At 71.2% G+C, this 20120-nt stretch carries 20 protein-coding genes and 2 pseudogenes; 9 read left to right on the top strand and 13 right to left on the bottom strand.

Annotation, left to right across the window (positions count from 1 at the left end; genetic code table 11):
* Positions 1–11: 11 nt before the first annotated feature.
* The gene (locus tag ACIP63_RS13545; protein WP_401514659.1) at positions 12–629 is read left to right on the top strand and encodes a YceI family protein; all 618 of its coding nucleotides are present in this window, start codon (positions 12–14) and stop codon (positions 627–629) included.
* Positions 630–692: 63 nt separating this feature from the next.
* Here the strand turns inward: ACIP63_RS13545 and ACIP63_RS13540 are convergent, their stop codons facing one another.
* From ACIP63_RS13540 to ACIP63_RS13530, 3 genes are read right to left on the bottom strand one after another with little or no spacing between them, the layout of a single operon-like run.
* On the bottom strand, positions 693–1331 hold the full coding sequence (locus ACIP63_RS13540) for an SAM-dependent methyltransferase (RefSeq protein WP_401514656.1): 639 nt from the start codon (positions 1329–1331) through the stop codon (positions 693–695).
* The gene (locus ACIP63_RS13535; protein WP_401514654.1) at positions 1328–2368 is read right to left on the bottom strand and encodes an NAD(P)/FAD-dependent oxidoreductase; all 1041 of its coding nucleotides are present in this window, start codon (positions 2366–2368) and stop codon (positions 1328–1330) included. Before ACIP63_RS13535 ends, ACIP63_RS13540 begins: the two co-directional genes overlap by 4 nt.
* Positions 2369–2383: 15 nt before the next feature.
* Entirely contained in the window at positions 2384–2830 is a 447-nt protein-coding gene (locus ACIP63_RS13530) for an ATP-binding protein (RefSeq protein ID WP_401514651.1), read from the bottom strand.
* Between the two features lie 112 nt (positions 2831–2942).
* Here ACIP63_RS13530 and ACIP63_RS13525 point away from each other — a divergent pair, with 112 nt between their 5' ends.
* The 5 genes and pseudogenes from ACIP63_RS13525 to ACIP63_RS13505 form a co-directional block, all read left to right on the top strand.
* Positions 2943–3764, top strand: a complete 822-nt coding sequence (locus ACIP63_RS13525; RefSeq protein ID WP_401515124.1) for a helix-turn-helix domain-containing protein — start codon at positions 2943–2945, stop codon at positions 3762–3764.
* The gene (locus ACIP63_RS13520) at positions 3761–4006 is read left to right on the top strand and encodes a DUF397 domain-containing protein (protein WP_401514648.1); all 246 of its coding nucleotides are present in this window, start codon (positions 3761–3763) and stop codon (positions 4004–4006) included. Before ACIP63_RS13525 ends, ACIP63_RS13520 begins: the two co-directional genes overlap by 4 nt.
* Positions 4007–4075: 69 nt before the next feature.
* Positions 4076–4234, top strand: a pseudogene (locus ACIP63_RS13515) (DUF397 domain-containing protein); the annotation flags it as partial.
* Between the two features lie 281 nt (positions 4235–4515).
* Positions 4516–5898: a cellulase family glycosylhydrolase gene (locus tag ACIP63_RS13510; protein ID WP_401514646.1), complete on the top strand. Its 1383-nt coding sequence runs from the start codon at positions 4516–4518 to the stop codon at positions 5896–5898.
* A 181-nt stretch (positions 5899–6079) separates the two neighbouring features.
* Positions 6080–6790, top strand: a pseudogene (locus tag ACIP63_RS13505) (cellulose-binding protein); the annotation flags it as partial.
* A gap of 55 nt (positions 6791–6845) precedes the next feature.
* Here ACIP63_RS13505 and ACIP63_RS13500 read toward each other — a convergent pair.
* The 4 genes from ACIP63_RS13500 to ACIP63_RS13485 all read right to left on the bottom strand — a co-directional run bounded on the left by ACIP63_RS13500 (position 6846) and on the right by ACIP63_RS13485 (position 8524).
* Entirely contained in the window at positions 6846–7238 is a 393-nt protein-coding gene (locus ACIP63_RS13500; RefSeq protein ID WP_401514644.1) for a type II toxin-antitoxin system VapC family toxin, read from the bottom strand.
* On the bottom strand, positions 7235–7471 hold the full coding sequence (locus ACIP63_RS13495) for a hypothetical protein (protein WP_401514641.1): 237 nt from the start codon (positions 7469–7471) through the stop codon (positions 7235–7237). Before ACIP63_RS13495 ends, ACIP63_RS13500 begins: the two co-directional genes overlap by 4 nt.
* Positions 7472–7565: 94 nt before the next feature.
* Positions 7566–8006 carry a hypothetical protein gene (locus ACIP63_RS13490; RefSeq protein ID WP_401514640.1) on the bottom strand — a complete coding sequence of 147 codons (441 nt, stop codon included), beginning with the start codon at positions 8004–8006 and terminating at the stop codon, positions 7566–7568.
* 53 nt (positions 8007–8059) lie between these two features.
* Positions 8060–8524, bottom strand: a complete 465-nt coding sequence (locus ACIP63_RS13485; protein WP_401514638.1) for a GNAT family N-acetyltransferase — start codon at positions 8522–8524, stop codon at positions 8060–8062.
* A gap of 81 nt (positions 8525–8605) precedes the next feature.
* Here ACIP63_RS13485 and ACIP63_RS13480 point away from each other — a divergent pair, with 81 nt between their 5' ends.
* Entirely contained in the window at positions 8606–9472 is an 867-nt protein-coding gene (locus ACIP63_RS13480; RefSeq protein ID WP_401514635.1) for a hypothetical protein, read from the top strand.
* Positions 9473–9533: 61 nt separating this feature from the next.
* A complete protein-coding gene (locus tag ACIP63_RS13475) occupies positions 9534–10280 on the top strand; it encodes a DUF4097 family beta strand repeat-containing protein (RefSeq protein WP_401514634.1) in 747 nt (248 codons plus the stop codon).
* A 6-nt stretch (positions 10281–10286) separates the two neighbouring features.
* On the opposite strand, the gene ppk2 is transcribed toward ACIP63_RS13475, so the two are convergent.
* Positions 10287–11237 carry a polyphosphate kinase 2 gene (ppk2, locus tag ACIP63_RS13470; RefSeq protein WP_401514631.1) on the bottom strand — a complete coding sequence of 317 codons (951 nt, stop codon included), beginning with the start codon at positions 11235–11237 and terminating at the stop codon, positions 10287–10289.
* A 169-nt stretch (positions 11238–11406) separates the two neighbouring features.
* Between ppk2 and ACIP63_RS13465 the strand changes: the two genes are divergently transcribed.
* Complete coding sequence (locus ACIP63_RS13465) at positions 11407–12000, top strand: MSMEG_1061 family FMN-dependent PPOX-type flavoprotein (RefSeq protein ID WP_401514628.1); 594 nt, start codon at positions 11407–11409, stop codon at positions 11998–12000.
* 12 nt (positions 12001–12012) lie between these two features.
* Here ACIP63_RS13465 and ACIP63_RS13460 read toward each other — a convergent pair whose 3' ends face one another.
* From ACIP63_RS13460 to ACIP63_RS13440, 5 genes are all read right to left on the bottom strand, one after another.
* On the bottom strand, positions 12013–13404 hold the full coding sequence (locus tag ACIP63_RS13460) for a hypothetical protein (RefSeq protein WP_401514625.1): 1392 nt from the start codon (positions 13402–13404) through the stop codon (positions 12013–12015).
* Between the two features lie 61 nt (positions 13405–13465).
* A complete protein-coding gene (locus ACIP63_RS13455) occupies positions 13466–16552 on the bottom strand; it encodes a glycoside hydrolase family 3 N-terminal domain-containing protein (RefSeq protein WP_401514622.1) in 3087 nt (1028 codons plus the stop codon).
* Between the two features lie 43 nt (positions 16553–16595).
* Positions 16596–18008, bottom strand: coding sequence for a GH1 family beta-glucosidase (locus tag ACIP63_RS13450; RefSeq protein WP_401514619.1), 1413 nt, complete (start codon positions 18006–18008; stop codon positions 16596–16598).
* Between the two features lie 52 nt (positions 18009–18060).
* Positions 18061–19050 carry an ABC transporter ATP-binding protein gene (locus tag ACIP63_RS13445; RefSeq protein WP_401514615.1) on the bottom strand — a complete coding sequence of 330 codons (990 nt, stop codon included), beginning with the start codon at positions 19048–19050 and terminating at the stop codon, positions 18061–18063.
* A complete protein-coding gene (locus ACIP63_RS13440) occupies positions 19047–20120 on the bottom strand; it encodes an ABC transporter permease (protein WP_401515121.1) in 1074 nt (357 codons plus the stop codon). Before ACIP63_RS13440 ends, ACIP63_RS13445 begins: the two co-directional genes overlap by 4 nt.

Below are 20120 nucleotides of genomic sequence, written 5' to 3'. Positions count from 1 at the left end.
GAGGAGGAGCCATGGCTCTGTTCAACCGCAAGAACAACGACGCCCCGACCGCCACCGCCACCCTCGCGGTGGACCCCGCGCTGGCCGCGCTGACCGGCACCTACACGATCGACCCGGCCCATAGCAGCATCGGCTTCACCGTGCGCCACGCCATGGTCACCAACGTGCGCGGCTCCTTCGGTGAGCACGAGGGCACCCTGGAGCTGGACGGCACCGACCCCTCCAGGTCCTCCGCCTCCATCGACGTCAAGATCTCCAGCGTCGACACCGGCATCGCAGACCGCGACGGCCACCTGGTCAGCGGCGACTTCTTCGACGCCGAGACCTTCCCCCTGATGACGTTCCGCTCCACCGGGGCCGAGCAGCTCGGCGGGGACACCTACCGCGTCACCGGCGACCTCACGATCAAGGACGTCACCCGCCCGCTCTCCATCGACCTGGAGTTCAACGGCTCCGCCACCGACCCCTTCGGCAACCAGCGCGTGGGCTTCGAGGGCAGCGCCGAGATTCTGCGCTCCGACTGGGGCCTGACCTACAACGCGGCGCTGGAGACCGGCGGGGTGCTGGTCGGCGACAAGGTCAAGCTGAACTTCGACATCTCCGCCATCAAGGCCGCCCCGCAGGCCTGACCCTCCCGACCCGAGCGCGCCCGCCGCCCTCCCCTTCCCGGGGAGGGCGGCGGGCGCCCGGCGTCAGCGGCCCGCGATACGGCGGACCTTCAGCGCGTTGTCCGTGCGGGTGGTCGGGTTGCCCTCGGGGTCGTTCTGGATCCGCTCGTGCTCCTCGCTGAGCAGCACCTCCCACTCCCCGTCCGGCAGTTCGAGCGAGGCGAGCACCTCGTCCGTCGTGGGCAGCTCCATGTCCGGGTGGTCGTGCTCCCACGAGGGGAAGCCGGCGTGCCCGACGATCAGGAGCACGCCTCCCGGCGCGACCGCCCTCGCCGCCCTGCGCAGGATCTCCTCGCGGGGCAGGTCGCCCATCGAGTGCAGGAACTGGGCGGAGACCAGGTCGTACTCCCCCTCGGGGAACGAGGCCCCCAGGTCGTGCCACTGCCAGTCGATCCGGTCGGCGACATCGGCCTCGGCCGCGTGGACCGCCGCCCGCTCCAGGGCCACCCGCGAGATGTCCGTGGCGGTGACCCGCCAGCCCCACCGGGCGAGCCAGACCGCGTCCGCGCCCTCGCCGCACCCCAGGTCGAGGGCGCGGCCGGGCTTCAGCTCCTCCACCTCACGGACGAGGGCGACGTTGGGGTTCCCGCTCCAGATCCGGTCACTTTCGCGGTACCGGTCGTCCCACATCTCGGCGTCGGTGCGGGTGCTGTCGGTGGTCATCGTGATGTCTCCTGAAGTCCGTGACGGCGGTCCCCGAGCACACGCTCGGTGACCTGGCGCTCGGCCTCGGCCGAGAAGGGCGCGCGTCGGGCGTCGACCGCGCGGCGGGTGTCCTCGGTGACGAGGTCCATGTTGATGGCCGAAGCCGCCTTCAGCCCGGCGGCGGCGGCTCCGACGACCTGCTCCATGAGGTTGGCGACGTTCCCGGCCACCCAGACCCCGGGCACATCGGTCGCCCCGGCCGGGTCGGCCGCGATGTACGTGCCGATGACCTGGCCGCCCATCTCCATCTCGGTGGGCCGCAGACCCAGGCTTTCCAGGACTTCCGAGCGGGCGGTGAAGCGGGGCTGTACGACGAGCGCCTCGCGCGGGATCAGCGTGCCTCCGGCCAGCCGCACACCGGTGAGCCGGCCGTCGGCCACCTCCACGGCGGCCACCTCGCCGTCCACCACCGAGATGCCCCGTGCGGCGAACTGCTCGTACTCCTCGTCGCTGAAGTCGGGCTGGTCGTTCCGGAACAGCGTCACGTCGTCGGTCCACTGCCGCCAGAGCAGCGCGTGGTGCACGGCCATGGGGCTGCTCGCCAGAATGCCGACCGGCCTGTCCCGCACCTCCCACCCATGGCAGTACGGGCAGTGCAGCACCTCGCTGCCCCAGCGCTCGGCCAGGCCCTCCACGGCCGGCAGCTCGTCGACTATCCCGGTGGTCACGAGCAGGCGACGGGCATGGACGGCGCTGCCGTCCTCCCGCAGGACGCGGAAGCCGTCGGACAGCCTCTCCGCCGAGACGACGCTGCCCTGGACGATCTCCGCCCCGTAGTCCGCCGCCTCGGCCCGGCCGATGGCCAGCAGCTCCAGGGGCGGGACGCCCTCCCGGCCCAGGTAGTTGTGCGCGTGGGAGGCGGGGGCGTTGCGCGGGCTACCCGCGTCGATCACAAGCACGGAACGCCGCGCCCTGGACAGGGCGAGGGCCCCGCTCAGCCCGGCGGCCCCACCGCCGATCACCACTACGTCGTACCGCTGGTTCGTCTCGCTCATGCGGAACACCTCCTGTTACGGAAGATGGTGCGCGCGCGGCGGCGATTCGACAAACCTGCTTGCCGAACCGGCAAACTCGCACCAGACGGTCTTCCCAGGGTCCCGCTCCCCGACCCCCCACGCATCGGCGAGCACCCCGACGAGCGTGAGGCCGCGTCCGTACTCGGCGAGGAGCCCGGCGCCCACCGGCTCTTCCACCCGACCCCCGCCGCTGTCGTGCACCTCGATCCGGAGCACGCTCCCCCAGGTGAGCTGCACCCGGAAGCCCCTCCCGGGCGGGACGCCGTGGACCAGCGCGTTGGTCGCCAGTTCGCTCACGCAGAGGAGTACGTCGTCGAGGTCCACCTCGCACGCCCAGTCGACCAGAGCCTCCCGGACGAACTGGCGCACGAGCGGCACCGACCTGCGCTCACGGCGGTAGAACGCCTCACGGAAGGAGGCGAGTTGCGTTGTCTCGTTCACGGGACGACTGTCACAGAACGTCACTACTGTGGGTCACCGCGTCAGGTCGTACACCGCGTTCGTACGAGCGCTGACGGATCCGGCGGTGCTCGCGTACGGGGAAAGGCACGTCATGCACTCGGTGAAGAGGAACAAGCGCGTCACGTCCTGGCACGTCATCGGCGCCCAGCTCGCCGCGTTCCGGCGCGCGGCCGGATACACACAGGCGTCACTGGCCGACCGGTGCTGTGTGGGCGAGGACACGATCGCCTCGATCGAGCAGGGCCGCCGGCCGCTCCAGGCGGACTTCGCGGCGCAGCAGGACGAACTGCTCGACACGAAGGGGGCGTTGGCGGTCGCGGTGGCGAAGGTGCCGCAGAAGGAGCGGTTTCCGGCGTTCGTGCAGGACTTCGTGGAGTACGAACAGGAGGCGGTGACGCTGCTGTCGTACGAGAACCAGGTTGTGCCAGGGCTTCTCCAGACCGAGGACTACGCCCGCGCGGTCTTCGCCAGCCTCTACCCTCCCCTGGAGGACAGTGGGCTGGAGGAACGCATCGCGGCGCGTCTCGACCGGCAGCGTGTGTTTGACCGCAAGCCCCGGCCGGTGGCCAACTTCCTGATCGAGGAGTCCATTCTGCGGCGGCCCCTCGGTGGTCGCTCCGTCCTGCGCGGGCAGATCCTGCATCTGCGACGCTGCGCCGAACTGCCCTTCCTGGGGCTCCAGATCATGCCCACCGACCGGCAGACGCACGCCGCACTCGACGGGCCGATGGTGCTGCTGGAAACCCCCGATCAAGACCATCTGGCCTACGTGGAGGCCCAGCTGACCAACGTGCTCCATGATGACCCGGATGACGTCAGCGTCCTCCAGCAGAAATATGGGATGCTGCGTTCGCAGGCGTTTTCCCCCGAAGAAAGCATGCGCCTACTGGACGACCTGGTTGGAGAGTCATGACTCGCGCAGCGCACAGCACGGATCTCTCGTGGTTCAAGTCCAGCTACAGCAGCGACCAGGGCGGCGAGTGCCTCGAAGTCGCCTACGACTGGCGCAAGTCGAGCTACAGCGCCAGCGGCAACTGCGTAGAGGTCGCCGCCCACCCCGCCGCCGTGCACATCCGCGACTCCAAGGTCACCGACGGCCCGGTCCTGACCGTGCCCCCGGCCGCCTGGGCCGTGTTCGTCACCTCCGCCGCCTGACAGCGCGCGCCTACTGGACGACCTGCTTGGAGAGTCATGACTCGCGCAGCACACGGCATGGATCTCTCGTGGTTCAAGTCCAGCTACAGCAGCGACCAGGGCGGCGCCTGCGTAGAGGTCGCCGCGCACCCCTCCGCCGTGCACATCCGCGACTCCAAGGTCACCGACGGCCCGGTCCTGACCGTGCCCCCGGCCGCCTGGGCCGCGTTCGTCACCTCCGCCGCCTGACAGCGCGCAGGTGACCGGCCCGCCGTGCCATGCCGGCGGCCGTGGAGCTCATGGGTGCCCCGTGCAGTCGGCCGACACCGTGCACGGCACATCGTCCTGGGCCTGATCGCCCCGTCTTCCCAGCTCGTCGCCATGACGGAGCCGTTGCCTCCACACCACTCCTCACCGAAGCCTGCCGGATGTCTGTACGCGCATCGGCACAGCGTGTACGGTCTCGGCCCGATGGACCTTGGGAGCGCTCCCACCCCCCACTGTTTCCGCTTCGCACGAGGAGGAACGCTATGAAACGCCTACTCGCCTTACTGGCGACCTGCGCGACAGTCCTGGGCCTCACAGCAGCACTCGCCCCCCAGGAGGCGGCTGCCGCCACCGGCTGCAAGGTCGAGTACACCGTCGCCAGCCAGTGGCAGGGCGGCTTCCAGGCCGGAGTGAAGGTCACCAACCTGGGCGCCCCCACCAACGGATGGACGCTCGCCTTCGCGATGCCGGACTCCGGCCAGAAGGTCGCCCAGGGCTGGAACGCCACCTGGTCGCAGTCCGGCTCCGCGGTCACCGCCGTCGGTGTCGACTGGAACCGCACGCTGGCCACCGGCGCGACGGCCGACCTGGGATTCTCGGGCACCTTCACGGGCGCCAACCCGAAGCCCACCGCGTTCACGCTCAACCGTGTCGCCTGCACGGGCTCCCTCGAAGAGCCCCCGCCCGGACCGGACCCGGACGTCGACGGCACTCCCGTGGACGTCAACGGTCAGCTCCACGTCTGCGGCGTGAACCTGTGCAACCAGTACGACCGCCCCGTCCAGCTGCGGGGCATGAGCACGCACGGCATCCAGTGGTTCGACGCCTGCTACAACGCCGCGTCGCTGGACGCGCTCGCGAACGACTGGAAGTCGGACCTGCTGCGCATCTCGATGTACGTACAGGAGGACGGTTACGAGACCGACCCGGCGGGGTTCACGGCACGGGTGAACGAGCTCGTCGACATGGCCGAGGCCCGCGGCATGTACGCCTTGATCGATTTCCACACCCTCACGCCGGGTGACCCGAACTACAACCTCGACCGCGCGAAGACGTTCTTCGCGTCCGTCGCCGCCCGCAACGCCGGCAAGAAGAACGTGATCTACGAGATCACCAACGAGCCCAACGGTGTGAGCTGGTCGGGCATCAAGAGCTACGCGGAGCAGGTCATCCCGGTGGTCCGTGCCGCCGACCCGGACGCGGTCGTCATCGTGGGCACCCGCGGCTGGTCCTCGCTCGGGGTCTCGGACGGCTCCAACGAGAGCGAGGTCGTCAACAACCCCGTCAACGCGGCCAACATCATGTACGCGTTCCACTTCTACGCCGCGAGTCACAAGGACTCCTACCGCTCCGCGCTGAGCCGGGCGGCCTCCCGGCTCCCGCTGTTCGTCACCGAGTTCGGCACCGTGAGCGCCACCGGCGGCGGAGCCATGGACCAGGCGAGCACCACGGCCTGGCTGGACCTGCTCGATCAGCTGAAGATCAGCTACGCGAACTGGACCTATTCCGACGCCCCCGAGAGCAGCGCGGCGTTCCGGCCCGGCACCTGCGGCGGCGGTGACTACAGCAGCAACGGCGTGCTGAACGATTCCGGGGCGCTGCTGAAGAACCGGATCAGCACCCCCGACAGCTTCCCCACCAGCTGACCTGCGGCGGCGGGGGGCCACCCCCGCCGCCCCTTTCCGCACCACCTCACCCCCTGCCTCGGAGGCACACGTGCGCATCGTCCCCCCACGATTACCGCGCCGGCCACGGACGGCGGTCCTCATGGCCGTCGCCCTGCTGGCGTCCGGCTTCACCGCGACGTCCGCGAGCGGCGCGGAGTCCACCACGCCCCCGCCGTCCGCCGCCGACTGCGGCAGCGCGGTGATCTGCTCGGACTTCGAGGACCAGAGCGGTCCCACGCCGTCCGGCGCCTGGCAGTTCACCGCACCGGACTGCCAGGGCACCGGCACGGCCGTCGTCGACACCGCCGTCGCGCACAGCGGCAGCAGATCGCTGCGGATCGACGGCCGGGCCGGTTACTGCAACCACGCTTTCGTCGCCTCCACCGCGGACCTGTCCTCGGCCGGCCCGGTGATGTACGTACGTATGTGGATGAGGCACACCACGGCGCTCCCCTCCGCCCACGTCACGTTCGTCTCCATGCCCGACGCCTCCCAGGCCGGACGGAGCCTGCGCGTCGGGGGCCAGAACGGCGCCCTTCAGTGGAACCGGGAGAGCGACGACGCCACCCTGCCGGCACAGAGCCCGGTCGGAGTGGCGCTGAGCAGGCCACTGTCGACGGACAGTTGGCAGTGCCTGCGCTTCGCGATCGACACGACGGCTCCGGGTCTCGACACCTGGCTCGGTGACGAACTCGTGCCGGGCCTGCACGCCGACGGTGTCCCCACCCAGGACATCGACCAGCAGTGGCTCTCCCGCACCACCCCTCCCCGGCCCACGGCCCTGCGGCTGGGCTGGGAGAGCTACGGGACGGGTGACGACACTCTGTGGTTCGACGACGTGGCCGTCGACTCCAAGCCCGTCGCCTGCTGACGGTCCGCCGGAGCGCCGGGGGAAGCGCCTGCCCCGGTGCTCCGGCGCGTGCCGCTCAAGCAGGCGCCTCCACCGGCAGTCCGGCCTCGCGTGCGGCGTCGGCGAGCCTCTTGTCGTACGTGAGGAACTCCGTGAGCCGGGACCGCGCGCGAAGGGCCGTCGCCAGGTGGATGGCGTCAAGGCTGCGTACCGTAGCCGGCTTCACCGTCTGCGCCAGAATCCTCACACCGGCGTCGATGTCCATCATGTCGATCAGGTCGAGAACCGTATGCAGCCGGGCAACGGCCGCGGGTGCGTGGCGAGCCAGCGCGCGGGCCGTTTCGATCTCGGTCAGGACAGAGCTCGTCCACCCGGTGTCCACCCGCTCATCGAGCCATGCCCGCAGTGCGTGCGACTCCGTTTCGGCGTGGACGAGCTTCACGACGGCTGCCGAGTCCAGGTAGATCACCGGTTCTCGCCTTCGCGATCACGAGAGATCTCGGCCCCCACGTCGATGCCGTCGGGTTCCCCGAGCGGCATACGCAGCGCGGCTCGCCGCATCGCGGCTGCGCGCTCCTTGCGCCGGGCCGCTTCCAGCACCGCCTGCCTTATGACCGCCGACCGGGAATCGCCGTCGGATGTGAGGACGTCAAGGGCGCGTTCGGTCTCCGGGTCGGTGCGAATCGTCACGGTGTCAGCCACGATCCGAGCGTAAGACGATCTGTCTTACGTCGCAATCGCCACGCAGCGGTATCGGGTGGCACCCCGCCCGCCGGACGGCGATGCAGTCGCGCGGTCAGGAGAGGGCCCGGTCGGTGAGGTCCAGGGTCAGATGGTTCCGCCAGTCGTTGGTGAAGACGGCGGTCGGCCCTTCGTAGCGCACGCTCACGAACGGGTTGGACGCCCACATCGCGGCGACCCAACGCAAGGAGCGGTCGGCGTCCAGGCGGGCGAGGTAGCCGATGTTGCCCATCCCGCTGCCGCCCCCGGTCATCCAGCCCGACCCGTCGGGCAGCGGGCTCTCGAAGCACGGGTCCGCCTCGGTGGTGCCGTTCTCCCCGATGGCCTCGGCCACGCCGAGCGGACCTCCGAGCCGGAAGGGGACGGGCTGCCCGGCTTCCGGGTGGTAGGCCCCGGGCCCGTCCACGAACAGCTCCAGGGCGGTGTCGTCCGCCCGGTACAGCCCGTCGTGGAACGGAAACTCTCCGCCCGCCCAGAGCCGCTGAACCAAGCCCATCCCCACTCCCATCTCCTCTCCCGCCCCGACGCGGCGACGCCCTGGGCGGGCGTTCAGGCGACGGTGCGGCGATAGACCTGCCGTGAACCGCCTTCCGGGCCGGGTTCGGCCGCCTCGGCCGGTGAGAAACCGAGACGTTCGTAGAAGACGCGCGCCCCGCTGTCCACGGCGCCCGGGTGGTCGGCCCCGAAGGTGACCACCTCGACGGTGCCCGGGCCCCGCACGTACCTGCGCAAGGCGTCCGCCATCAGCGCCCGCCCGGCACCTGTCCCGCGCGCCTTCTCGGTCACGACGAGCCAGTGCACATGATGAACCGGAGCCCCCGCCCCGAACAGCAGGCCTCCGACGGTCTCCCCGTCCGACGAGACGGCGACGAGCGCCGCGGACCGGCGGATGTGGTCCTCCACCGCACGGTGGAAGCCGGGCTCCTCCACCATCGGCCCGAACCAGTCCTCGACCTGGGCCGCAAGGGCGATGAAGCCGGCCAGGTCCTCTTCCCGCGCACGTCTGACGATCACTCAAGAAGTCTGGCAGACGAACTCGTACGGTCATATGGGAATCGGCGGCCGCTTCGTCGTCATGGTGGCTAAAGTCCCTCCATGGCCACTACACCCGCTTCCCCCGCACTGCCTTCCCTGACCGTGCGCAGCCGTGCCGGCTCCTTCTCGCTGGAGAGGCGATCGATCCTCCTGGAACAGGGCGGCGTCCGAAGACGCATACCGCTGGAGGCCGTTGAGGAGGTCTGCCTCGAAAGCCGGCGCGGGTCCGGCGTGCGGGTCGTCCTGACGGCTCCCGCGGGGGCGTCCGGCACGGTCTTCCGGGTGGGCTGCCGTAACCGGGCGTCGGCCACGGCCTTCGTGGACGCGGCGAACCGGGCGCTGCCCGTCCGGGACGCCGACGCACCGCGCGAGGACGGCGCGGCGCAGGTCGTCGTGCTCCCCCCGCTCGCGGGCAAGGACAGGAGAACGGCCCGCGACCGGCTCCTGATCGCCGCCGCGCTGTCGCCCGTGGCCCTCTACGTGGCGGGCCTGGTCGTCCTGATCGCGCACGGGGACATCTTCGGCGTGGTCTTCTGGCTCCTCGGTCTCAAGCCTCTCGCCTTCGGCCTGCTGCTCTACGGCCTCTCGGCCAAGAACCTGTACGACCGGTGGCTTCTGCGCCGTCGCGGCATCTCCGTGCTGGCGACCTTCGACCATGACCAGGGCAAGAAGCAGATCTACGGCTTCGTCGACGCGGAGGGCGTGAAACGGTTCTGCGAGCCCGACACCGCCGCGGAACCCGTCCGCGGCGCGCCCCGGCAGGTCACCGTCCTGTACGACCCTCGGCATGTCGAACGGGTCAAGGCCGTCCTCCCCCTGCGGACCTGGGTGCTCAGGACGATCGGCGTCGCCTTCGGCGGCACGTCACTGCTGGTCCTCGGGTTCTTCCTGGTCCCGTACCAGCTGATCGAGCTGCTGTCCCGCTGAGCCACGGTCGTGTGACCGCCCCCTGCCATGGGACGGCCTCGCGCAGGGCACACGAGCAGGCATGGACATCACGGCTTTCCCGCATCGATCGCGATGGGCCGCACTGCTGGCGGCCGTCCCCCTCCTGGCGGCGTGCGGCGGGGACCCCGGCGCACGGCTCGACGGAGCTCCCCCCTCCCTGGGCCGGGAATCGCGGCTGGTGATCACGACCGACAACGGGGTCCGTCTGCGGCCGGCCGATGACGACCGGGCGGTCACCGAGGCCCGGATCGACAGCCGTTGGTCCCACCGCGACGACACCTGGGTCCTCGATCTGTCCTGCCCCGGGCACGAGGAGGACAGGGCGTGCCCCCGCATGCCGGCGGTCGGCATCCCCGCCGGCGTACCGGTCACGGTCACCGCCAGGAACGCGGGCATCGACGTGGCCGGCGTCGCGACGGCACTGGACCTGACCACCGTCAACGGGGACGTGACGGTCGCCCGGTCCGGCCTCGGTGACGCCACCGTCCGGCTGGCCACCCGCAACGGCTCCGTGCGTGCCGGGACCCTGAGTTCGGCGCGCCTGCACGCCGAGACCGTCAACGGGGACGTGACGCTCGGCAGCACCACTGCACCGTCCCGTCTCGAGGCCGCCACGACCAACGGCTCGGTACGGGTGGCACTGCCCCACGACGCGCCCGCGTACGCGGTCGACGCGACGACGCGGAACGGCCGGGCCTCCGTGGCCTTCCCCTCCGCCACGGAGGGGCACGGGCACGACATGACCCTGGCCACCGTCAACGGCGACGTCACCGCCACGCGCGGCTGAGAGCCGTCAGGGGTGTTCGCCAGGGCCCTCGGCGTGCGGGGCGAGGCGGGTGGGCGAGAGGGCGGTGTCCTCCTCGCCCGGTTCCAGCAGGGTCGCGGCCGGGCCCACGACGAGGGGGTCCGGCTTGCCGACGGCCTCGTCGCTCTTCGCCGTGTAGTCGACACGGGCGAGCAGGCTGCGCATCGCTTCGAGACGGGCCCGGCGCTTGTCGTTGCTCTTCACGACGGTCCAGGGCGCGTGCTCGGTGTCGGTGGCGCGGAACATGTCGACCTTGGCCGTGGTGTAGTCGTCCCAGCGGTCGAGGGAGTCGATGTCCGTGGGCGAGAGCTTCCACTGCCGGACGGGGTCGACCTGGCGGATGGCGAAGCGCGTGCGCTGCTCGGCCCGGGAGACGGAGAACCAGAGCTTGACCACGATGATGCCGTCGTCGACGAGCATCTTCTCGAAGTCCGGGCACTGCCTGAGGAAGAGCTCGTACTCGGGCGGGGTGCAGAAGCCCATGACGCGTTCGACTCCGGCCCGGTTGTACCAGGACCGGTCGAAGAAGACGATCTCGCCGGGCGCCGGCAGGTGGGCCGCGTAACGCTGGAAGTACCACTGCCCGCGCTCGCGGTCCGTGGGCTTGTCCAGGGCGACGATGCGCGCGCCACGCGGGTTGAGGCGCTCGGTGAACCGCTGGATGGTGCCGCCCTTGCCGGCCGCGTCCCGCCCCTCGCAGACCACGACGACCCGTGCGCCGGTGTCCTTGGTCCACCGCTGGAGCTTGAGCATCTCGATCTGCAGGATGCGCTTGATCCGCTCGTACTCCTTGCGGCGGATCTTGCGGTCGTACGGGTAGTTCTCGCGCCAGGTCCTGATCGGCCGGCCTGCCTCGTCGAGCAGGATCGGCTGCTCGGGCCTGCTGGTGTCGACGGTCAAGCCGTCCAGCAGCTGCTTCTCCACACGGTCACGGTCCACCTGATCAAGCCTGTCACCCGTTCGGGCCCCGCGCCACCAGATGGCACGTGGCGCGGGGCCCGGGCGGTGCGGCCCCGGCACGGGCGCGGCCGCGCGCGTCAGTAGGGTTTTCCTCACAGTGCCAGGTCAGCGATCCGCTGCTGTGCCCCCGCGAGGTACGGAGAATCCCTTGTCGAACGCCGCGCCCGCGCCCGTGGCCGCCACCACCGACGCCCCCTCCCCCGGCGGTGACCCGCTGGCCGGGGCGGTGCCCCTGAGGTCGGCGGAGCAGCTGCGGGAAATCCTCGGCACGCCGTGGCCGCTGGTCATCGACAAGGTCCACGATGAGCTCACCGAGGCCGACCTGGACCTCCTGGCCCGCGCGCCGTTCTGCGCCGTCTCGACGTCGGACGCCGAAGGCAACTGCGACACCTCCCCGCGCGGCGGCGCACCGGGCTTCACCCGGGTCCTGGACGCGCGGACGCTGGCCCTGCCCGACCTGCCGGGCAACCGCCGTGGCGACAGCTTCCACAACATCCTGTCCAACCCGCACGTCGGCCTGCTCTACCTGATACCCGGCGCGATGACCGTCCTGCGGATCAACGGTCGCGCCCGCATCCTCACGGACGCGCCCTTCTTCGACGGGATGACGGTGAAGGGCCGGCGCCCCGACCTGGCCCTGGTCGTGGAGATCGACGAGATCTATCTGCACTGCGCGGCGTCGCTCAAGCGCTCGGGCATGTGGGCGCCGGAGAGCTGGGAGGGCGCGGCTGGGAAGGCCTGAAGCGCCTGGAATCTAGAACCCGCCGCCGTCGAACCCGCCACCGCCGCCTCCGAAACCGCCGCCGTCGCCGAAGCCGCCGCCGCCGAAGCCGGACGAGTCGAAGTCGGAGCCGGAGACGTCGCCACCGCCCCAGTCACCGCCCCCGCCGCCTCCGCCGAAGTCACCGCCGCCGTACTCGGCCGCGTACGCCGGGGTGGAGAGCATCGAGCCGAGCATGGTGCCGACCAGCAGGCCCGGGAGCAGGCCGCCGCCGAAGTAGCCGCCGGCCCAGGGGCCGTAGGCAGGACCCGCCTCCCAGTAGGGGCGCCGTCGGCCGTCGCCCACGTCCACCGTGCGGCTCATGGGGTCCTCTCCGTCGCGCAGCCGCACCTCGTCGGCGCCGCAGACCGGGACCTCGCGGGCCGCTCCGCCGGACGGCGTCCACAGGGCGTCCGCGACGGAGGGCCCGTGGCGCGGGTCGAAGAAGCAGGGCGGGCGGCGGGCCGGGAGGGCCCGGCCCTTGCGCCGGGCCTCCAGGACGGCGAGCGAGAAACGGCCGTCCTCCAGGGCCTGGGTCACCCCTCGTACGTCGGAGGGGTGCTGTGCGTCGCCCATGCGGGACTTGGCGTCCTCGTAGGAGTCGAGCGCGCGCTCGTAGTCGATGCGCATCGCGTCGTTCGCGCCCTTCTCGGCGGGATGGAAGTCCAGCCGGTCAAGGGTCTCGCCGTACGCCGTGATGTCCTCGTCCACGACGATCCGGAGCTTCTCCAGGGCGGCCCGCTCTTCCTCCTCCTTGCGCTTCCTGTTGCGGCGGACGACCGCGAACGCGGTGCCTCCGCCGACCAGGACCACGCCGCCGAGGACGATCAGACCGGCCACCGGGGCCCCGTTCCGAGCACCGTCACCGGCACCGCCGCCGGACCAGGAGGCCGGGGCGCTGCCCTTGGCCTCGTCGACGGCACGGTCGACGAAGGCGTTGAGCTGGGTCGCGGCGTCGGTGCCCGTGCCGGGTGCCTTCACGGCGGTGGTGAGGTTCTCGACGGCCCGGGTCGGCATCACCTGCGGGTCGGCGCCCGCGTCGAAGCCGTCGCCGAGACGGACCGCGTAGACGCCGGTGACTCCGGTGTCGGTGCGCAGGTTCTGCAGGAGGTTCTCGGGCGGGTACTCGGACGTCGCGGGCAGCACGGCCACGAAGACCGGCTTGTCGGCGTCCTCGATCTTCTTCTCCAGGGCGGCCTCCTGGGTCGCCGAGAGCTGGCCGGACGCCGCCGGGTCGACGTAGACGGGGTCCTCGCGCAGGGCGGTGGCCACATCGTCGATCGTCGAGGGGGCGGCGGCCTGGGCAGCGGGGATCATCGCCAGCACGGCCGCCGAAACGATCAGCAGCAGGCAGGCCCACAGAGGAGCGAACAGCCTTTTCCGCATACTCCGAAAGTAACCCGAACGGGCGAATAATGCGTCGCCCGCCCGGGTCCCTTCCATGCTGTTACACGGCGCGGTACGCCGCGCGCAGCTTCGCCACCGCCCCGGTGAGGTCTCCGGTGAGCAGCAGGTGGTCGGCCTCGGCGAACGGCTTGGACACCGCCGCGGTCAGCTTCCCGCCGGTCTTCTGCTGGACCAGGAGTCTCGCCCGGTCCACGATCTCCTTGCCCGCCGCCGTCTTCCCGAGGCCCGCCCGCTCGGCGAGCCCTGCGGCGACGGCGAGGCCGGTGAGGGTGGCCTCTCCGCCCTGGGGGGCCTTCCGCAGGGTGGTCAGTCCCCAGCCGTACGGGAACTGCGGGTCGTACGCCGTGTCGCCGACGTTGACCGGCAGCTGCGACTCGGACTTCGGCCAGGTCACCGGGAGCTGCCCGGTGAAGGCCCGCTTGCCGTAGAGGACGTCGGCGACCCCGTCGCCCTCGGTGCCCGGCAGCCAGGAGGCGACCAGGGCGTCGACGGAGCCGAGCCGGTCGCCGATGAGCTGGGGGCGGCCCGAGACGACGAGGACCGCGCACTTCATGGCGGCGCAGACCGTGTCGACGGCCTTCTTGTCGGCGTCGGTGAGCTCCAGGTCGTGGCCGTTGCCGACGTCCCCGATGCCTTCGGCGTACGGCTTCTCACCGACCACCACGACTCCGACGTCGTATCCCTCGGTCGGGGCGGAGGCGTCCTGCGAGAAGGTGGCCGAGGAGGTGTTCTTCTCGATGCCCTTCAGGATCGTCGTGCCCGGGGTGGTGGCACCGGAGGCGCCCTGCCAGCTGATGGTCCAGCCACCGGCCTGGTTGCCGAGGTCGTCGGCGTTGGACCCGGCGACGTAGACCTTCTGGGACGCCTTGAGCGGCAGCACGGCGCCGTCGTTCTTCAGCAGGACCTGGGACTTGGCGGCCGCCTCGCGGGCGACCGCGCGGTGCCCGGCCGAGCCGACCTCGTCCAGGTTCGACGTGTCGGCGTACGGCTTCTCGAAGAGGCCCAGGCGGAACTTCTGGGTCAGGATCCGGGAGACGGCGTCGTCGATCCGGGCCTGGGTGATCCGGCCGGCGGTGACCTCGTCCTGGAGGGTCTTCGTGAAGTCCTGGTACGCGGTCGGGACCATGATCATGTCCAGGCCGGCGTTGACCGAGGTGCGCACGTCGCTCGCGTAGTCGCCCGGGATCTGGTCGATGGCCTGCCAGTCGCTGATGACGAAGCCCTCGAAGCCCATCCGGTCCTTGAGCACGCCGTTGATCATCTCGGCGTTGGCGTGCATCTTCACGGGGCCCGCGTCGTCACCGAGGACGTCGAGCGAGGAGTACGACGGCATGACCGTGCCGACGCCCCGCTTCACGGACTCGGCGAACGGCGCGAGGTGGACGGCTTCGAGCTCCTGGCGGGTGACCTTCGTGACGCCCTGGTCGATGGTGTACGACCCGGTGGTGGAGGAGCCGAACTCCGTGCCGCCGTCGCCGACGAAGTGCTTGGCGCTGGCCAGCACCTTGTCGTTGCGGTCGAGGTCCTTCCCCGACGGGCTGCCCTGCATGCCGGTGATGACCGTCTCCATGGCCTCAACCAGCGCCGGGTCCTCGCCGTACGCCTCGTAGGAACGGCCCCAGCGCTCGTCGCGGGTGACGCAGACGCAGGGGGCGAAGTCCCACGGGATGCCGGTGGCGCGGACCTCGTTCGCCGTGACGGCGCCGGTCCTCTCCGCGAGCTTCGGGTCGCGGCCCGCCCCGATGCCGATGTTGTGCGGCATGATCGTCGAGCCGATCACGTTGTTGTGGCCGTGCACCGCGTCCACCCCGTAGATCAGCGGGATCTGGAAGCGGGTTGCCTGCGCGCGCAGCTGGTAGGCGTCGGTCATCTTCGCCCAGGCCTCGGGCGTGTTCGGCGTGGGTACGGAGCCGCCGCCGGAGAGCAGCGAGCCGAGGTCGTACGTGGCGATGTCGCCCTGCGACCTCAGCGCGTTGCGCTCGGCCTGAGTCATCTGGCCGGCCTTCTCGGCCGGGGACATCCGCGACAGCAGGTCGGCGACGCGCTTCTTCACCGGGAGCTTCGCGTTCTGGTACGGCAGCCCGTGGGCGTCGATGACGACCTGGGGGTTCTCCTTGGGCGCCTTGGCCCCGGTGACGGTGAGTTCGAGCGGGATCGTCTCCGCGGACTCGGCGTCCTTGTCCTTGGCGGTGGCCACGGAGACGGTGTGGGTGGTGCCTGAGGCGGTGCCGGCCGGGAAGGTGTGCGTACCGGTGACCGGGGTGTAGTCCTTGCCGGACCCGGCGCTGCCGCCCTTGGTCGTGTAGGCGACGGTGACGGGCTCCTCGGTGGGGACGGAGCCGGTCGTGGCGACGGAGATCCTGATGTCCGCCGTGCCGCCCTCCTTGACCGGGTGCACGGCGGAGTCGACGACGACGCTCGCCTTCAGGGCCGGGTCGGCCTTGCCGTACAACTCGACGGCGTCCATGGCGAAGGAGCCGGGGGCGCCGGTCGGGAGGGTGAGGGCGTAGCCCCACATCTCGTTCAGGCCGAGGACCTGGTCGATGCCGCCGACGGGCTGGTAGTCGGCCCGGTAGACGAAGTCCGCGAAGGGGATCTCGACCTGGTGCCAGCCCTCCCAGTCGTCGGTGAAGGAGGTGGTCCACAGCTCGGAGGCGCCGCCGTTGGCTCCGCCGTCCTTGATCTCGAAGTTGATCCGCTTGCCCGAACCGGGCGGCAGCGGCGCGGTGTTCTGGCCGTACCACCAGAAGCGGATGCCCTTGTGGGCGGTCCAGTCCTTCGGGGGCTGGTCGACGGCGAACTCGTGGCTGAGCCCGCCGTAGGCGCTGATGTCGTAGGTGCCCTGGAGGACCTTGGCCCCCTCGGGGGCGTCGGCGCGCTCCTTCAGCTCCAGCGCGGGATGGTCGTCGGTGTCGCCGCCCCAGGTGAAGAGGGAGTCGGCGGGCGGACTGCCGAGCGGGACCTCGCCCTCGAAGCGGTCGACGAGGACGGGTGCGGGATCCTCCGCGTCGGCCGCCGCGCTGGGGACGGCCCCGGCGAGCAGTGACGCGAGGACGGTGGCCGCGGCGAGCGCGGCCGTGGCCGGTCTCGCCCGGCGGCGGGTGCGGGCGTGCGGTGGACGGGGCATGTGCGGCTCTTCTCTGGTCCGGTGGTTGTTCGGCACGGGAGGATCAGTCGGTGGGGGCGTTCCGGGTGAGGTGGATCGTGTCGCGGTACCACTTGGCGCTGTCCTTGAGCGTCCGCAGCTGCGTGTCGTAGTCGACGCGGACGATGCCGAACCGCTTGTCGTAGCCGTAGGCCCACTCGAAGTTGTCCATCAGCGACCAGGCGAAGTAGCCCCGGACGTCGGCGCCCTGGCGACGGGCCTCGGACACGGCGGCGATGTGGTCGGCGAGATAGGCGGTGCGGTCGGTGTCGGGCACGGAGCCGTCGGCGGCGACGGTGTCGTCGAAGGCGGCCCCGTTCTCCGTGATGACGGTCGGCAGCGCGTAGTCGCGCTGGAGCCGCAGCAGCAGGTCGGTGAGCTCGGTAGGGGTGATCTCCCAGTCCATGGCGGTGCGCGGCAGGTCCCGCTCCACCCCGCGGACGACGGGGAGGCCGTCGGCGTCGGTCGGCGAACCGTCCTCGGTCACCCCGGAGAACAGGGCGCCGCGGTAGAAGTTGACGCCGAGGATGTCGAGGGGCGTCGCGATGGCGGCCAGGTCGCCGTCCTGGACGGGCAGTTCGATGCCCTGGGCCGCGAGGTCCTCGACGACGTCCTGCGGGTAGCGGCCGTGCACGATCGGGTCGAGGTACAGGCGCGTGCCCATGCCGTCGGCGCGGCGGCATGCCTCGCGGTCGGCCTCGCTGTCGGTCTCCGGGGTGGCGGTGCCGAGGTTGAGGGTGATGCCGAGTTCGAGCGGGCTGCTGCCCGCCGCCTCGCGCATCTGCCGGGCGGCGAGGCCGTGCCCCAGCAGTAGGTGGTGGACGGCGCTCATGGCGTCGCCCATGTCGGTACGGCCGGGGGCGTGGGCTCCGTAGGCGTATCCGAGCATCGCCGAGCACCACGGCTCGTTCAGGGTCGTCCAGTGCTCGACCCGGTCCCCGAGCGCCTCGTAGGCGAGCATGGCGTACTCCGCGAAGCGCAGGGCGGTGTCGCGGGCCGGCCAGCCGCCGGCGTCCTCCAGCTCCTGCGGCAGGTCCCAGTGGTAGAGGGTGATCCAGGGGGTGATGTCCCGGCCCTGGAGCTCGTCGACCAGCCGCTTGTAGAAGTCGAGGCCCTTGGCGTTGGCGGGGCCGCGGCCTCCCGGCTGGATGCGCGGCCAGGCCAGCGAGAAGCGGTACGTGTCGACCCCGAGCCCCGCGATCAGCTCCACGTCCTCGGGCATCCGGTGGTAGTGGTCGCAGGCCACGTCGCCGTGCTCCGCGTTGTGCACGGCGCCCGGCACACGGCAGAAGGTGTCCCAGATCGACGGGGTGCGGCCGTCCTCCGAGGCCGCACCCTCGATCTGGTACGAGGAGGTGGCCACGCCCCAGCGGAAGTCGGCAGGGAGTCCCTGGACGGCGGCGGGCTGCAGGCTGCTGCGAGGCGTGACGAGATTCATGGGTCTCCGGACTCCGGTTCTGCTGTGGGGTGGTGGGCGGCGGTGCGGTCGGTCAGTGGTGCAGCCAGCAGGCGACCTCGCGGTCCTGGCCGGCGTCCGGCGGGGCGAGCGCCGGGACCCGCTCGGCACACGGCTCGAAGGCCTTGCCGCAGCGGGGGTGGAAGGCGCAGCCGGTGGGCATCGCGGAGAGGTGCGGGGGCGATCCGGGGATGCCGGTGAGCTCGCGGCGGGGGCCGTGCAGCGCGGGGAAGGAGTGCAGCAGGCCGTCGCTGTAGGGGTGGCGGGGGTCGCGGTAGATCTCGGCCGCGCCGGCCTGCTCCACGATCCGGCCGCCGTACATGATCGCGATGCGGTCGGAGAACTCGATCAGCAGCGAGATGTCGTGGGTGATGAACACGACGGAGAAGGAGAGGCGCTCCCGCAGCTCCACCAGCTTGCGCAGGATCTGCCGCTGCATCACCACGTCGAGCGCGGTGGTGGGCTCGTCCATGATGACGATCTCGGGTTCCAGTGCGAGCGCCATCGCGATCATCACGCGCTGGCGCATGCCGCCGGAGAGCTGGTGCGGGTAGGCGGCCAGCCGGTCGGCGGAGATCCCGACGAGGGTGAGCAGCTCCTCGGCGCGGGCGGTGCGCTCGGCGGCCCGCATGCCGGGGCGGTGCGCGGTGAGTACGTCGGTGAGCTGGCTGTGGACGGTGTGCACGGGGTTCAGCGAGTTCATCGCCCCCTGGAACACGATCGACAGCTCCTGCCAGCGGAAGGCACGCAGCTCGTCCGGGGTGAGCGAGAGGATGTCGACGGGCTCGCCGCCGCCCGGCCGGTGGTAGTGGACGTCGCCGCCGGTGATCACCCCGGGCGGGGAGAGCAGCCGGGTGACGGCGTAGGCGAGGGTGGACTTGCCCGACCCGGACTCCCCCGCCAGGCCGAGGACTTCGCCGCGGTGCAGGGTGAGGTCGATGTCCCGCAGGGCGCGGACGCCGTTCGCGCCGGTGCCGTAGTCGACGTTCAGGCCGCTGATGGTGAGGATCGGCTCGGCGGTCATGCGCTGTGCTCCTTGCTGGGCGTTCCGGGCGACTCGGGCTCCTCGGCCGGCCCGGGAGCGGCGGATTCGGTGGCGCGGGCCACCGGGGTGAAGCCGGGCACGGTCTTCTCGGGCGCGGTGGCGCGGGCCACCGGGGTGAAGCCGACCCGCATCCGGACCTTCCGGGAGGAGCCCGTCGCGGTGCGCAGGCGCGGGTTGACGAACTCGTCGATGCCGAAGTTGATGAGGGAGAGCGCGGTGCCCAGCAGGGCGATGCACAGGCCGGCCGGGACGAACCACCACCAGGCGCCCTGGGCCAGGGCCTGGTTGGACTGCGCCCAGAAGAGCACCGTCCCCCAGTTCCAGTGGGAGATGTCGGCGACGCCGATGAAGGCGAGCGTGATCTCCGAGAGGACGGCGAAGATGACGGTGCCGACGAACCCGGACGCGATGACGGCCGTGAGGTTCGGCATGACCTCGAAGAGGATGATCCGCCAGGTGGACTCGCCGGTGGCCCGCGCCGCCTCCACGTAGTCGCGGCGCCGGAGCGACAGGGTCTGGGCGCGCAGGACGCGCGCGCCCCAGGCCCAGGAGGTGAGGGCGATGACGGCGGCGATCAGCATGTCCCCGGTGTCCTCGACGAAGCTCGCGATGATGATGATCAGCGGCAGGCCCGGGATGACGAGGAAGATGTTGGAGAGCATCGAGAGGATCTCGTCGGCGGCTCCGCCGAGGAATCCCGCGCTGACCCCGATGAGCACGGACAGCGCGGTCGCCAGGATGCCGGCGAGGAATCCGACGAGCAGCACGCCTCGGGTGCCGACCAGGATCTGCGAGAGGACGTCCTGCCCGGTCTGCGTCGTGCCGAACCAGTGGTCGGCGGACGGCGGTTGGAGGAGCTGGTCGCTCATCGCGTCCGGGTCGTACGGGGCGAGCCAGGGGCCCGCCACGGCGAGGATCACGAAGAAGGCGAGGATCAGCAGCCCGGTGCGGGTCTTCCCGCCGCGCAGGAAGCGGAATCTGGCCCGGCCCGCGGCGGCGGGGGTGGGAGGGTCGTCCAGTACGGCGACGTCGGTGGCGGTGACGGACAC

Origin of the sequence: Streptomyces sp. NPDC088746 (assembly GCF_044751065.1) — a bacterium.
Lineage (GTDB): Bacteria > Actinomycetota > Actinomycetes > Streptomycetales > Streptomycetaceae > Streptomyces.
The sequence above is the reverse complement of the archived record's forward strand: the minus strand, read 5'-3'. Positions and strand labels throughout refer to the sequence as shown.